This is a genomic window from Pseudomonas fluorescens (genome assembly GCF_902497855.1).
Taxonomy (GTDB): domain Bacteria; phylum Pseudomonadota; class Gammaproteobacteria; order Pseudomonadales; family Pseudomonadaceae; genus Aquipseudomonas; species Aquipseudomonas fluorescens_BI.
In genome coordinates this window covers 123,881-137,948 of record NZ_CABVHU010000015.1, presented here as the reverse complement: position 1 = coordinate 137,948, position 14,068 = coordinate 123,881, and the positions used below count along the sequence as shown (strand labels likewise).

Annotated in this window: 10 protein-coding genes; 7 read left to right on the top strand and 3 right to left on the bottom strand. The window is 59.9% G+C overall.

The features are described 5' to 3' along the window. The first annotated feature begins 50 nt into the window (after nucleotides 1-50). On the top strand, nucleotides 51-1,373 hold the full coding sequence (gene yegQ, locus F8N96_RS26450; RefSeq protein ID WP_150800302.1) for a tRNA 5-hydroxyuridine modification protein YegQ: 1,323 nt from the start codon (nucleotides 51-53) through the stop codon (nucleotides 1,371-1,373). A gap of 7 nt (nucleotides 1,374-1,380) precedes the next feature. Here the strand turns inward: yegQ and F8N96_RS26445 are convergent, their stop codons facing one another. Continuing rightward, a complete protein-coding gene (locus tag F8N96_RS26445; RefSeq protein ID WP_150800301.1) occupies nucleotides 1,381-2,244 on the bottom strand; it encodes a LysR substrate-binding domain-containing protein in 864 nt (287 codons plus the stop codon). Between the two features lie 96 nt (nucleotides 2,245-2,340). Here F8N96_RS26445 and F8N96_RS26440 point away from each other — a divergent pair, with 96 nt between their 5' ends. After that, nucleotides 2,341-3,252 carry a DMT family transporter gene (locus F8N96_RS26440; protein WP_150800300.1) on the top strand — a complete coding sequence of 304 codons (912 nt, stop codon included), beginning with the start codon at nucleotides 2,341-2,343 and terminating at the stop codon, nucleotides 3,250-3,252. Nucleotides 3,253-3,451: 199 nt separating this feature from the next. On the opposite strand, the gene F8N96_RS26435 is transcribed toward F8N96_RS26440, so the two are convergent. Continuing rightward, nucleotides 3,452-3,682, bottom strand: coding sequence for a hypothetical protein (locus F8N96_RS26435; RefSeq protein WP_150765805.1), 231 nt, complete (start codon nucleotides 3,680-3,682; stop codon nucleotides 3,452-3,454). An 89-nt stretch (nucleotides 3,683-3,771) separates the two neighbouring features. Further along, on the bottom strand, nucleotides 3,772-4,488 hold the full coding sequence (locus F8N96_RS26430; protein WP_150800299.1) for a FadR/GntR family transcriptional regulator: 717 nt from the start codon (nucleotides 4,486-4,488) through the stop codon (nucleotides 3,772-3,774). Between the two features lie 268 nt (nucleotides 4,489-4,756). Between F8N96_RS26430 and F8N96_RS26425 the strand changes: the two genes are divergently transcribed. The 5 genes from F8N96_RS26425 (at nucleotide 4,757) to F8N96_RS26400 (ending at nucleotide 14,066) form a co-directional block, all read left to right on the top strand. Then, complete coding sequence (locus F8N96_RS26425) at nucleotides 4,757-6,103, top strand: MFS transporter (RefSeq protein ID WP_150800298.1); 1,347 nt, start codon at nucleotides 4,757-4,759, stop codon at nucleotides 6,101-6,103. A 22-nt stretch (nucleotides 6,104-6,125) separates the two neighbouring features. After that, the gene (gene gudD, locus F8N96_RS26420; RefSeq protein WP_150800297.1) at nucleotides 6,126-7,469 is read left to right on the top strand and encodes a glucarate dehydratase; all 1,344 of its coding nucleotides are present in this window, start codon (nucleotides 6,126-6,128) and stop codon (nucleotides 7,467-7,469) included. A gap of 338 nt (nucleotides 7,470-7,807) precedes the next feature. Continuing rightward, nucleotides 7,808-10,369, top strand: coding sequence for a type VI secretion system Vgr family protein (locus F8N96_RS26410; protein ID WP_150800329.1), 2,562 nt, complete (start codon nucleotides 7,808-7,810; stop codon nucleotides 10,367-10,369). Next, complete coding sequence (locus tag F8N96_RS26405; protein WP_150800296.1) at nucleotides 10,366-12,396, top strand: DUF3274 domain-containing protein; 2,031 nt, start codon at nucleotides 10,366-10,368, stop codon at nucleotides 12,394-12,396. Before F8N96_RS26410 ends, F8N96_RS26405 begins: the two co-directional genes overlap by 4 nt. Continuing rightward, nucleotides 12,393-14,066, top strand: coding sequence for a DUF2875 family protein (locus tag F8N96_RS26400; protein ID WP_150800295.1), 1,674 nt, complete (start codon nucleotides 12,393-12,395; stop codon nucleotides 14,064-14,066). The genes F8N96_RS26405 and F8N96_RS26400 overlap by 4 nt, the downstream gene beginning before the upstream one ends. The last annotated feature ends 2 nt before the right edge of the window (nucleotides 14,067-14,068 follow it).

Sequence of the window (14,068 nt, the reverse complement as noted above, 5' to 3'; positions counted from 1 at the left end):
GCCTGCGGGCAAGCCGATTACCCTCGTCGACTTTTGCGATCGACTCGTCAATGAACCTTATCCCACCGGAACTGCTCGCCCCCGCCGGCACCCTGAAAAACATGCGCTATGCCTTCGCCTACGGCGCCGACGCGGTGTACGCCGGCCAGCCGCGCTACAGCCTGCGGGTGCGCAACAACGAATTCGATCACGCCAACCTGGCCCTCGGCATTCGCGAGGCCCAGGCCCAGGGCAAGCGCTTTTATGTGGTGGTGAACATCGCCCCGCACAACGCCAAGCTGAAAACCTTTCTCAAGGATCTGCAGCCGGTGATTGCCATGGCGCCGGACGCGCTGATCATGTCCGACCCGGGCCTGATCATGCTGGTGCGCCGACATTTCCCGCAGATGCCGATCCATCTGTCGGTGCAGGCCAACACGGTGAACTGGGCGAGTGTCGAGTTCTGGCAGCAACAAGGCTTGGGCCGGATCATCCTGTCCCGGGAATTGTCCCTGGAAGAAATCGCCGAAATCCGTGAGCAGGTCCCGGCCATGGAGCTGGAGGTGTTTGTCCATGGGGCCCTGTGCATGGCCTACTCCGGCCGCTGTCTGCTGTCCGGTTACATGAACAGGCGCGACGCCAATCAAGGCAGCTGCACCAATGCCTGTCGCTGGAAATATTCGGCACAGCCGGCCACGGAAAATCAACTCGGCGAAATCGTCCAGAGCTTCCAGCCTGAACCGACCCTGGGGATCGGCGCCCCGACCGATCAGGTGTTCCTGTTGCAGGAAGCCAATCGACCGGACGAACTGATGCCGGCCTTCGAGGACGAGCACGGCACCTACATCATGAACGCCAAGGACTTGCGCGCCGTGCAGCATGTCGAGCGCCTGACCCGGATGGGCGTGCATTCGCTGAAAATCGAAGGCCGGACCAAATCCCATTTCTATTGCGCGCGGACCACCCAGGTATACCGCCGGGCCATCGACGATGCGGTGGCCGGTCGCGCATTCGACCGCAGCCTGATGACGGATCTGGAATCCCTCGCGCAACGCGGCTACACCGAAGGTTTTTTGCGACGGCATGTGCATGACGAGTATCAGAACTACCACCACGGCAGTTCGGTGTCGGAGCGGCAACAGTTTGTCGGCGAATTGACCGGCGAGCGGCGCGACCGGCTGGCCGAAGTCAAGGTGAAGAACCGGTTCGGCCTGGGTGACCACATGGAACTGATGACGCCCAAGGGCAACTTCCACTTCGATCTGTATCAGTTGCAGAACATCAGGGGCGAGCCGATCGACGTGGCGCCAGGGGATGGGCATACGGTGTATGTGCCGATTCCGGATACGGTGGAGTTGCGGTTTGGGTTGTTGATGCGGGATGTGGGGCTATAGAGCGCGCCTAGATGAACTCCTCGCGCAACATCGCCACAAACGCCTCTCGCGCCGGGTGAACCCCGGCGTTTTCATGCCAGTAGAACAGGTTGTCGATGGCCGTCAGGTCGGGGAATTCATAGCCTGCGCAACCGGCCCCCTTGGCGAATTGGTCGAACACCCCTTTCGGCACCAGCGCCACACCGGCCCCGGCGCTGACGCAGCCGACGATCGCGCCGTAACTGGCCAGGCTGACAATCGGCAACGCCTGCCCCTGGCGCAACAACCAATGCTCCAGCGCCGCCCGATAGGGGCAGCCCTGTGGCCACATGAACACCGTCTTGTCCTGCAGATCGGCGATATCACGCACCGGCCCCAGGGACGTCGAGGCAATCAACAGCAGCTCCTCGCGGTACATCGGCGTGCGCTTGAGTTGCGAGCGCTCGACATCCACCGCGACTATCGCGCCGTCGAGCCGGTGGTTGAAGGTGTCATCGAGCAGCTGGCCCCAGGGACCGGTGGTCAGTTCCAGCGCCACCTTCGGGAAACGCTTGTGGAACTTGGCCAGCAAGCGCGGCAAGCGCCCCGTGGCCGAGGACTCGATGGCGCCGATGCGCAACGGTCCGGACGGCTCCGCGGCGGGATCGAGCGCCCGCTTGGCCTCAGCCGCGAGCGCGAGCATCTTCGCGGCATAGGCGAGGAAGGTCTGCCCCGCCGGGCTGATTCGCAACCCCCGGCCCTCGCGCAGGAACAGCGCAACCCCCAACTCCGCCTCCAGCGCCTTGATCCGTGCCGTGATATTCGACGGCACGCAATGCAACAACTCGGCGGCGCGGGCAATGCTGCCGACGTCGGCGACGGTCTTGAACATGCGAATCTGCGCCAGTTCCATACATCACCCAAAGTGAACAGTTAGCGCAGTATAAGTCAGTTGTGGCGAATGGTCAGAATTCTGATACTCGGAGTACAGGCCCACAGGTATCCGCCCATGCAAGCGCTCACAGCCGTCTCCCCCTCCCCCCTCAAGATCGTCCTGGCGATGGCGTTTGTCGTCGCCTGCTGGGGGTATTCCCCGACCGGGATTCATATCGGTTTGCAAGCCTATGATCCGGGCCATCTGGCGTTGCTGCGGTTTCTGCTGGCCTCGGCGTTCATGGGCGCAGTCGCGCTGATCCGCGGCATTCGCCTGCCGAGCCTTGGCGATCTGCCGCTGCTGGTGGCCCTGGGGTTCTTTGCGGTCAGCCTGCATCACGTCGCATTGAATTTCGGCCAGCAGGGTGTCAGCGCCGGAGCGTCCAGTGTATTGGCGCAAACGACGCCCTTGCTCAGCACGCTACTGGCGCGCTTTGTGTTCAAGGACCGGGTGAGCGCCTGGCGCTGGGGCTGTATTGTCCTGGGTCTGCTCGGCGTGGTGATCGTGGTGGCTGGGGATCACGGACTGGGCAGCATCAATGGCCACGGCTTGTTGATTTTGCTGGCGGCGCTGTCCTGGAGCTTTTACTTTGCGCTGCAAAAGCAGCATGCCCGGCGCTACGACGGCTTGACGCTGGTGTGTTACACGGTTTGGTTCGGGACGCTGCTGCTGTTGGTTTACCTGCCGGGGTTGGCGAGCCAGGTGATCGCAGCGCCGGCGGAGGTGCAATGGGCGGTGATCGGATTGGGCGTGTTTCCGAGCGCCCTGGCGTACCTGGCCTGGGCCTATGTGCTGACGCACGTGGATTTGAGCCGGGCGACGATGACGCTGTACCTGATTCCACCCACAGCCATGGGTATTGCGTCTTTTGCGTTGGGGGAGCAGCCCACATTGATGGTGTTCATGGGGTCGGCGATTGTGCTGATCAGCGTGCTGGCGTTGAATCTGGAGCGGCGGGTGGTGGTGATTCAGGGGGCGCGTATCTGATCGTTTACATGCGGTGATGCGTCTGACGCCTTCGCTGGCAAGCCAGCTCCCACAGGTTTTGTGTCGAGCACACCATTTGGATCAACCCGGAACCTGTGGGAGTGTGCGATGCGGCGGTCCGACTTGCCCGCGATGAACGATGACGCGGTAAACCTGCCCTGCCACTCTCAAAAAACCCGGCACTCTGGCCGGGTTTCGGTTAGCGCCTGTCATCGGACAGCGGCGTTGGCTCATCGGCCGGAGGCACGTCCTCATCCGCCGTCGGGTCCATCCAGTCTTCTGGTCGATCAGCCTCGGCGTCGGACGGATCCCGGGCTGGGTCCATGCCCGGTGGTGCATCCTGATCCAGGCTCGGCTCATCGGTCCCGGGCATGGGTCTGGTAGGGTCGGTGGTGGGTGTTCCACCCTGGAACGTTGATTCATTAGCCATGACGCACCTCACAGGTGAGGTCCAGCAAATCTGGGCCGTACTGGTTGGAAGCAACGCCGTGATGGAGGTGCTGTCGGGTAGACAGACGGTTAGCCGCGGTCCGCCAGAAACCGGTCGCGGCTATTGGTCAGGTGCAGCCACATCGCTGCCCGCGCCGCATCCGGGTCCTGGCGCTTGATGGCGTTGAGTATCGCCTCGTGCTCAAGGTTGGCCAACTGCCCGAGCTTGCTCAAATCCGCCGCGCCGCGTTCGGCGGCGTTGACCCGGGTCCGGGGAATCATCGCGCGGCCCAGCTGCTGCATGATTTCGCTGAAGCACAGATTGCCGGTGGCTTCGGCGATCAGCAGATGAAAGCGCTTGTCGGCTTCGACGCAGCTGTCGTTGTTGGCGAGCAGGCTTTGATAGTCGTCCAGCGCTTCACGCATCTGCGCCACGTGCCGATCCGTGCGTCGGACAGCGGCCAGCGCCGCCGCCTGGGTTTCCAGGCCCATGCGCAATTCCAGAATGCCGCGCACCCCCAGCGCGGTGTCGACATTCAGTCGCAGCCCCTGGTCCGGCGCACGCTCCAGCACGAAGGTGCCGATGCCGTGGCGGGTTTCCACCAGCCCGGACGCCTGCAACTTCGAGAGGGCCTCGCGCACCACGGTGCGACTGACCCCATGCTCCTGAACGATGGTGTTCTCCGAGGGCAGCTTGTCCCCCGGCAGCATCTGACCGAGCAGGATGCTCTGGGTCAGCCTGGCAACCAGGTCATGGGCCAGATTGTGGGTGCGCTTGCGCGCAGGCGCGTCGAGGTCTTCGTGCATGGCGATCGTCCGAAAGCAGGGCTGATGGGATCGTAGCACCCTGATGGAGGGGAATCTTCAAAAAAACGCCGCGACTTGTATGACAACACTCAACAACTGCATAAATCCTCGCGATTACGTCCCCACATGGCCATCAGCGCTCCAGTTAAATAGCTCATTTATTGGGGTGATACGCTTGCAGGATAAAAAAATGTAGTTGTATGATGTCTATCAACACAGCAACACCCAGTCACACCCCGCATAAAAATAATCAGTGGGAGAAAACCAAATGAGTGCATCCATATCCGGGATGAACGACGGCGCCGATCCGGTCCTCAAGTCCGCCATCTCAAAAGTGAAACGGCACGTGCTGCCGCTGTTCGTGATCATGTTCATCGTCAACTACATCGACCGCGTGAACATCGGCTTTGTCCGCGCCCACATGGAACATGACCTGGGCATCGGCGCTGCCGCCTACGGCTTCGGCGCCGGTCTGTTCTTCATCGGTTACGCCCTCTTCGAAGTCCCCTCCAACCTCCTCCTGCAAAAAGTCGGCGCGCGAATCTGGCTGACTCGCATCATGCTGACCTGGGGCCTGGTGGCCGCTTGCATGGCCTTTATCCAGAACGAAACCCACTTCTACATCCTGCGATTTCTGCTGGGGGTGGCTGAAGCCGGATTCTTTCCCGGGGTGATCTACTACTTCACGCGCTGGTTGCCGGGTGTCGAGCGCGGCAAGGCCATTGCGATCTTCCTCAGCGGTTCGGCGATCGCGTCGCTGATCTCCGGCCCGCTGTCCGGGTTGCTCTTGCAGATCAGCGGCTTCGGCATGCACGGGTGGCAATGGATGTACTTCATCGAAGGCATGTTCTCGGTCGGTCTGTGCGTATTCGTGTGGTTCTGGCTCGACTCCAGGCCCCACGACGCCAAATGGCTGACCCGTCCCGAGCAGGACGCGCTGGTCAAGGCCATCGACGACGAACAATCGGCCCGGGAAGCGGCGACGCCGATCAAGCCATCCCTGGGCAGGCTGCTCAAGGATCGCCAGATCATCCTGTTCTGCCTGATCTACTTCTTCATCCAGCTGACCATCTATGCCGCGACCTTCTGGCTGCCGAGCATCATCAAGAAGATGGGCGACCTCAGCGACATCCAGGTCGGGCTGTTCAACTCGATCCCCTGGCTGCTGTCGATCGTCGGCATGTACGCCTTCGCCTCGCTGTCGGCCAAATGGAAACATCAGCAAGCCTGGGTGGCTGCCGCCCTGCTGGTCGCCGCGGCCGGGATGTTCATGTCCACCACCGGCGGGCCGATCTTCGCTTTCGTTGCGATCTGCTTTGCTGCGCTGGGTTTCAAATCGGCTTCGTCGCTGTTCTGGCCGATTCCCCAGGCGTACCTGGATGCACGCATCGCCGCGGGCGTCATCGCCCTGATCAACTCGGTGGGCAACCTTGGTGGTTTCGTGGCACCGACCACCTTCGGCCTGCTGGAAGAACACACCGGGTCGATCCAGGGCGGGCTGTATGGCCTGGCCGCCACATCGATCATCGCCGCGATCATCGTCTTCGCCGCGCGCAACACCCCCAAACCCGCCCCTGCTGCCGTACTGGGCGAATCCGCGCCCAACCACGCCTGAATCCTGCTTTAAGGACAAGACAATGAACGCACAAGACACTGCAAAAGCGCCGATCATCACCAGCATGCAAGTGGTTCCGGTGGCCGGGCACGATGGCATGTTGCTCAACCTGAGCGGCGCCCACGGGCCGTTTTTCACCCGCAACATCGTCATCCTCAAGGACAATGCCGGCCACACCGGCGTCGGTGAAGTGCCGGGGGGCGAGCGCATTCGCCAGACCCTGGAAGATGCGCGCAGCCTGGTGGTCGGCAGCCCGATCGGTACGTATCAGAAGATCCTCAATCAGGTGCGCCAGACCTTCGCCGACCGTGATGCCGGCGGCCGTGGCCTGCAGACGTTCGACCTGCGCATCACCATTCACGCGGTCACCGGCCTGGAAGCGGCGCTGCTGGATCTGTTGGGTCAGCATCTGGACGTGCCGGTCGCGGCCCTGCTCGGCGAAGGCCAGCAGCGTGACGAAGTGAAGATGCTCGGTTACCTGTTTTATGTCGGCGATCGCCACCAGACCGACCTCGCCTACCGCAGTGAGCCGGACGCCGACAACGACTGGTTTCGCGTGCGCCACGAGCCAGCCTTGAGCGCCGATGCCGTGGTGCGCCTGGCCGAAGCTGCCCATGCCCGCTATGGCTTCAAGGACTTCAAGCTCAAGGGCGGCGTGCTTGGTGGCGATGACGAAATCGAGGCGGTGACCGCCCTGGCCGAACGCTTCCCCGATGCCCGCATCACCCTCGACCCGAATGGCGCCTGGTCGCTGAAAGAAGCGATCCGCTTGTGCCGCGATCAGCATCACGTCCTCGCGTATGCCGAAGACCCTTGCGGGGCAGAAAACGGGTATTCGGGCCGTGAAGTCATGGCCGAGTTCCGCCGCGCCACGGGCCTGAAAACGGCCACCAACATGATCGCCACCGATTGGCGGGAAATGGGCCACGCGATCCAGCTGCAATCGGTGGACATTCCCTTGGCCGACCCGCATTTCTGGACGATGCAAGGCTCGGTCCGCGTGGCGCAGATGTGCCATGAATGGGGCCTGACCTGGGGCTCGCATTCCAACAACCACTTCGATATTTCCCTGGCGATGTTCACCCATGTTGCGGCGGCCGCGCCGGGCGAGATCACCGCCATCGACACCCACTGGATCTGGCAGGACGGCCAGCGCCTGACCAAGGCCCCGCTGCAAATCGTGGGCGGGTGCGTGCAGGTGCCGAAGAAACCGGGACTGGGGGTCGAACTGGACATGGATCAGCTGGCCAAGGCCCATGAGCTGTACAAAGGCATGGGGCTGGGTGCGCGGGACGACAGCGTGGCGATGCAGTTTTTGATTCCGGGCTGGACGTTCGATAACAAGCGGCCAAGCCTGGTGCGCTAACGAACTAGAGAACACCACAATCCCTGTGGGAGCGAGCTTGCTCGCGAAAGCGGCAGGTCAGTCAACATCTCTGTTGAATGTTAAACCGCATTCGCGAGCCGGCTCGCTCCCACACTTGATTGGTGTCACACAAAAGGCTGTGTTTGCTGCATAGCCGTGTGTGCAACTGCTCGCGACAGCGATGTATCAGTCGCCATCGCTGCTCAGTTTGTTAAAAAAGGAAGCGTCCTACATACAAGCTATTTCATAAGCGTCTTAATTCCCGTGTTTGTATTTCGCCGTGAGTTCAACGTGCACCGCTCATGGGTCGAACACCGGTTGCTTATGCCGTAGGACACTTGTTAATGGAACTAACACCACTATTTGCGCCACAGAACCGACGCTTGATCAAGCTGACAACCCCGGCCAAAGGTCAGCAGGAGCTGCTACTGGAGCGATTTTCCGGTACTGAAGGATTGTCGACCCTGTTCAGTTTCGAGTTGTCGCTGATCAGTCAGGATGGGCGACTGGAACTCAAGTCACTGATAGGGCAACCCGCGCTGCTGGCCATTGAACTGGCGACCGGTGGGACCCGTTACATTCATGGCTATATCAGCCGTTTCAGCCTGCAAGGCAGTGACGGCGGGCTGGCGCGCTATGGCGCGACATTAAGTCCCTGGCTGTGGATGTTGTCGCGACGTCATGACTCACGGATATTTCAAGAACAAACGATCGAAGACATCATTCGCACGGTGTTTGCCCGCTATGAAGCGCTGCCCAGTTTCGAGTTCCGGCTCGACCAGCCGCTCAAGTCCCACAGCTACATCACGCAATACCGCGAGAACGATCTGGATTTCGTCTTGCGCCTGCTGGAAGGTGAAGGACTGTTCTTCTACTTCGATCACTCGAAGGAAGGCCATCAACTGATCATCACAGACCATTCCCGCAACCTAGAGCCGTTACCGCAGCAACCGCAGATCCGCTACCACAGTGCTTCGGTCACCGAGACAGCCGATTCCATCACTCAATGGAGCAGCAACCGGGTCTTGCAGTCCGGTCGTATGGCCATCCAGACATTCGACTACAGACAACCGCGAAATCCACTGCCGGTCAGCATGCCCAGCGTCAACGTCCAGGGCGAAGTCCCGCCTTACGAAATCTACGACTTTCCCGGCCATTACAGCCACGCGATCCCCGCGGATGGCGAGACGCTGGTGCGTCATCGACTGGAAGCCATGGAAGTACAGGGCAAGACGTTTCAGGGCAGCAGCAACTGTCGCGCCATGCTGCCGGGTTACACCTTCGAGTTGACCCAGCACTTCGATCACGATCGTGACCCCATTGCGGATCGCCATTTCCTGTTGCTGAGCGTCGAACACCGTGGCAGTAACAACTATCTATCGAATCAGCCGGCAAGCTACGACAATAGTTTCGTGTGTATCCGCCATAAAATTCCGTATCGTCCTGCGATCATCACGCCTCGCCCGACGATTTCGGGGCCGCTCACCGCCATCGTGGTGGGTCCTGAAGGAGAGGAAGTCTTCACCGATGCGCTGGCGCGGGTACAAGTACGTTTTCACTGGCAGCGCGGGCAAGATCCTGCACCCGGCACCACCTGGCTAAGGGTTGCCATGCCCAGTGCGGGCGCCGGTTTCGGTCATCAGTTTTTGCCGCGCATCGGCCAGGAAGTCCTGGTGACTTTCCTCGGGGGAGACATCGACCGTCCCCTCGTCACCTCGGTGCTCTATAACGCTGACCATTTACCACCGCGCTTCAGTAACGCCACGGGTTTACCGGGTAATCGAACGCTCTCGGGCATCCAGACCCGGGAACACAAGGGTAACGGCTTCAACGAACTGCTTTTCGACGATACACCCGGTGCGTTGCGCGCCCGCGTGGGCACGACCCATCACGCCACCGCGCTCAATCTGGGCAAACTCACCACGCCCCGAACCGATGGACAAGCCCAGCCCCGTGGCAATGGCGCCGAACTGCGCACCGACGCGGCCATCGCTCTGCGAGCGGCCCAAGGCATGTTATTGACCACCTATGCCCGTCACGGCGCGCAGGGTTCGCAGTTGGACCGCGAAGAATTGCTCAAGCTGCTGAGCGAGTGTGGCAAGTTGTTCCAGTCGCTCGGCCAGACTGCCGCCGCCCGTGGTAGCCAACAGGTCGATAGCCTGGGCATAGAAACGCTGCGCCAGTCGTTGAGTCAATGGCCTGCACCCGAGAGCAACAGTTCGGGCGACCCTCTGCTCGCCTTGGCCGCCGAGGCGGGCATTTCCAGCGCGACACCGCGCTCACAAGTGCACTACGCCGGCGAGAACCACGACACAACGGCTCAGGATCACCTGCAATTGACCAGCGGTGCGGCCATGCGATTGAACGCGGGCAGAGGGATTTCGGCGTTTGCGCAAGATGAAGGCATCAGCGCCATCGCCAATCGGGGCAAGGTGCTCGTGCAAGCCCAGGAAGATGACATTGCGCTCAACGCGCAAAAGAACCTGCACCTGTCGGCCACCGAAGGTGAAGTGGTCATGACTGCCCCCACCATTCGCTTGGTGGCCGACGATGGCAGCTACATCAAGATTGGTGGAGGCATCGAGATTGGCACCCAGGACAAGGTCATCGTGCATGCCAGCGACCATGACTGGATCGGACCGAAAACCGACAGCGTTTCCATCCCCTCCTTCAGCCGTGATCCAGCGGCGCAACGTCTGGCCTTTCATTATCCGGGACATGCAGATGATAGCCCCCGAATGGCAGCGGACCACGCGTATCAGATCGAGCTTGGAGATGGCAGCGTGGTGCAAGGTTTGACGGATGCGACCGGTTTGACGCAGAGGGTGGAGCGAGAGGCGATGCATCAGGGCCGGGTGAATGCCAAGCGAAAAAATGGCCCGGAGGAAGAGAATCAATGAGCGAGTCGAGCGTTCACACCGTGGCACAGAGCACCTTCCGCTTGATTCCGAACTGCACCACCGAGCGCAAGTTGGAAGTCCCTGGCGACCTGCCCGGGGTGGTGATATTCCTGCACGGCGTTAACGATCCGGGGGCGTCGTATGAGTCGGTGGAGACGGGGTTGTGTCAGGGGGTGAATGAGCGGTTGGATCGGCCGGATCTTAGGGCTGGGCGGTATGGGGCCAAGTACAATCAGGCTGACAGTACGCCTAGGGAAGCGTGGAAAGATAAGGAGGGGCAAATACTCGACGATCCCGACACCTACCTTTATCAACGCGATTCGGATTCCTCTGAAGTCTGCAGTCTGTTCATCCCTTTTTACTGGGGTTACAGGGCCGAACACGGCGAGATAAAGCGCGATGAAAATGGCGATCCAGCCAGGCTGCGTGATCAATTTCAAGACAGATATGGCAATCGCCTTGATCGTCACTTCGCCAAAGGCGGCGGTTTTTTTGCCAACGCCACCAACAACCTGCTGGAGATGTACGAAGAGGGCTTTGCTAAATGGGTGCGCCATCTGGTCCAACCCACGATGCCTAACCCCCTGTACATGGGTAAGGGACCGAACCGGCGTTATTTCGTGCTGGCCGCGACCCGGTTGGCGATGCTGGTCAGTGAGATCCGCCGCGTCTCACCTGATGAAACCATCACCATCATGGGGCACAGCCAGGGCACGCTGATTACCTTGCTCGCTCAAGCGATGCTGGTGGATCGGGGTGAGCGCTGCGCCGACTGCGTAATCATGGTGGCCTCGCCCTATTCGGTGCTGCCAGGTACGACGCCGAAAAATTCCAAGACGCTGCAAGTGTTGATTAATCTTGTGCAGCAGATCACCCAATCACCCCATGCGCAACCGCCCTTGAGCGCCGCGCGTTGTGGGGTACCGGGGTATGGCGGTCGTACCGGCCCGGTATGGTCACCTGAACAGGGGCAACGTTTGGGGCCTGAGGGGAAAACCGTGGTATTTCCCGAGCGCGACAATCGCGGCAAGGTCTATCTGTACTTTTGTCCAGACGACACCACCGTAGCGCTGGATGATGTGCAAGGCATCGGGACATACGGCGTACCGGATGTGCTGCCCAATGGCGAGCCGGCCATGGCTGCGTTGCAATCCATGCGTTTCTATCAACGCCTGTGGACCAAGCGCCAGCGCGACAGTGAGCCCGTGCTCGTTGGCAAGGTTCCGCAACCGGACTACACCCGAATCAGGGGGGAGCCCCGCTATCCCGGTGGCTGGTCAGCCGCAGCGATGGCTTCGCAAGCACCGATCCGCAAAGGCGAGGAACGCAACATCAATGCCGAACAACTGCACCCGCCTCATGCGCCGCAGATGTTCGGCGGCGAAGCAGTGACCGGTTCAACTCACAAATCAGGAAAGGACCGCGCCGACGCGGTCTCGCAAAACGCTGCTTTGGGCAACCCCAGCGCGACCTTCAAATGGGTATTTGTGCAGAACCTTTCCGATCGAATCGATGTGGAAGTCGTACGCGCCCGCTGGAACCAGGGCAAAGAACCGGACGACCAGACCCACGCTTTCCGCCGCACAGCAGTGTCCGGTATTGCGTTGCTCGAAACCAGAGATCACTACCGCTACGAACGTGAGGAAACGCCGAACGAAATCCGTGCTCGCATGGACGTCGACCCTGATGAGTTGAGTGAAAACAGCTATCACTCCGCAGTATTGCGTAGTCCGGAAAACCATCGCTGGGTGACGGCGATGGATATCGCGATTGGGCAGGCGAAGTGTCTGGATGATCCGGTGATGCGTGAGGTGTTGGTGGCGATTGCGGATTGGAAGATGGATGAAGAACAGTTCGATAAAGTCATCAAGATGAAGGGTTGGTCGCAATTGAGTGCGCAGGCTCAAGCGTTGACCGAAACCAGCTATCAGTATTACCACCAAGGTAAATTTCCTTCGACCGAATTGGTCTCACTGACGCCGCCGGCACTGATCGTGAGCCCCTCCGTGAAAGGAGTTGCCCAATGAGGGATCGTCAGCAGGACAAATCACAGCGACCGCAGCTGAAGGGATACTTCTGGTCAGCAGGAATACTCTCAGCCGTCTGGCTTGGGTTCCTGTTTTTCGTCGTTTACACAGCACAAGCCGAAAATAGGGAGCTTCTGAATATGGATGCGGTTATGCGCTGGGGAATCGCGAGTATTTTGGGTGCGCTGGTGTTGGCTTACAGCGGGCACTGGTTTGGAAAGGCTTTAGCTTACGAAAAGGTAGAACTTGCGACTTACAAATCAAAAGTCATCGCTGGAGTAACCAAGCAAAACGCCACGCGTGAGCGTACCTATGCGCTGGAAATACGAGGTACGGGGCTTGCCATTGATGATTGGCATCAATCTTCAATTTGGCGAGAAATAAAAAACAAGAATAACAATTTCACCTCGATCTATTCGCAAAACGCCAAGGACTACGATGCTTCATTGAGCTCCCGAGAGATCACCCGGAGTATCAATATACGAGTTGCGTTCAAGCAGTCGGCCAGCGACTCAGTGGCCTACTGGCCAATACCGGTGTTTGCGATTGCGCCGCCCAAGCAACCTGAAGATGCGGGTGCGCCAAATACTATTCTCAGTGGTCGCAACGCCGCGACTCTGGGTGTCACCCTGTTCCTTTGGCAAGACGCAGACAACACCACTCATGCGCAGAACATGATTGAACGCCTGTTTCAGTTTTTTGATGACAATCCAAAAGTGCCGCAGGCATTGATCGTAAGTCGCGATGGTGACGTCACTCGAAACGGATATCGCGCGGCTGGCACTCTGGGTCTTCAAAATGTCCACGCCGTGCCAACGATATTCGAAAGTATGACGGGTCTGCTGGTCACCCGTTCGGATCGCGTTGACAGCTATATCCGCCCTTTCGTCACCAATGACTCGGAAGACAACCAAAACACAAACACCGACGTGGGCAAGTTATGGGCGTTCTACTGGAATCGTGATGATGCATTTCTGGACTGGTATAAAGAGGGTGAGCGTGCCAAAGGTAAGAAAGGTCATGTGCGCCCTATCACCACCATGTCCTCCACCTACTGGCAATCCCAACTCCCCACCCTCTGGCAAACCCTGAGCAACCGTGGCCCCGGCCACTTCGAGCCTTCCCCATGGCTCCCGGTACGCTGGGCCAACCATCAAGTCCAGGAATTCGACAGGGCTCCAATCCTGGGCTATCTGCACCGCCCGATCAAAGTCCCGATGCTCGACGAAAACGGCAAACTGCTTAAACCCGCGCTACAGGCCAAGGCCCTTCAAGCAGGCTGGCAACAAGCCTTGGAAACTTTGCCGGAAGGCGACAAACCAGTGCGAGTGTTCTACGACAGCACTGACAACATCAATGGCGAAATCGCCCTGACCAACGCGCTGCACAGCCTCAACACCGACGGCACCGGCATCGAATTGGGCAATGTCGACGAGGGCTACGACATCGGTCGGCGCCTGGGCAATACCGGCGTCAGTAGCGCCTTGGTCGAAATCAACCTCGCCACGATTGCCAGCTACCTGGAGGGAGGTGTCAGCGCAGTGGTGTACGCCGGCAAGGATGGCAGCACCACGGTGCAAATGGTCCGCCCGCCCGATGAAGCCCGCAAAGCGAAAAACCAGCAGACCCACGGCATCGATCCCTTCCGCTTTCGCATGCCGGGGCGATAACC

Coding starts and splice junctions, on each gene's coding strand:
- yegQ (WP_150800302.1), top strand. CDS start 51: ATGAACCTTATCCCACCGGAACTGCTCGCCCCCGCCGGCACCCTGAAA.
- F8N96_RS26445 (WP_150800301.1), bottom strand. CDS start 2,244: ATGGAACTGGCGCAGATTCGCATGTTCAAGACCGTCGCCGACGTCGGC.
- F8N96_RS26440 (WP_150800300.1), top strand. CDS start 2,341: ATGCAAGCGCTCACAGCCGTCTCCCCCTCCCCCCTCAAGATCGTCCTG.
- F8N96_RS26435 (WP_150765805.1), bottom strand. CDS start 3,682: ATGGCTAATGAATCAACGTTCCAGGGTGGAACACCCACCACCGACCCT.
- F8N96_RS26430 (WP_150800299.1), bottom strand. CDS start 4,488: ATGCACGAAGACCTCGACGCGCCTGCGCGCAAGCGCACCCACAATCTG.
- F8N96_RS26425 (WP_150800298.1), top strand. CDS start 4,757: ATGAGTGCATCCATATCCGGGATGAACGACGGCGCCGATCCGGTCCTC.
- gudD (WP_150800297.1), top strand. CDS start 6,126: ATGAACGCACAAGACACTGCAAAAGCGCCGATCATCACCAGCATGCAA.
- F8N96_RS26405 (WP_150800296.1), top strand. CDS start 10,366: ATGAGCGAGTCGAGCGTTCACACCGTGGCACAGAGCACCTTCCGCTTG.
- F8N96_RS26400 (WP_150800295.1), top strand. CDS start 12,393: ATGAGGGATCGTCAGCAGGACAAATCACAGCGACCGCAGCTGAAGGGA.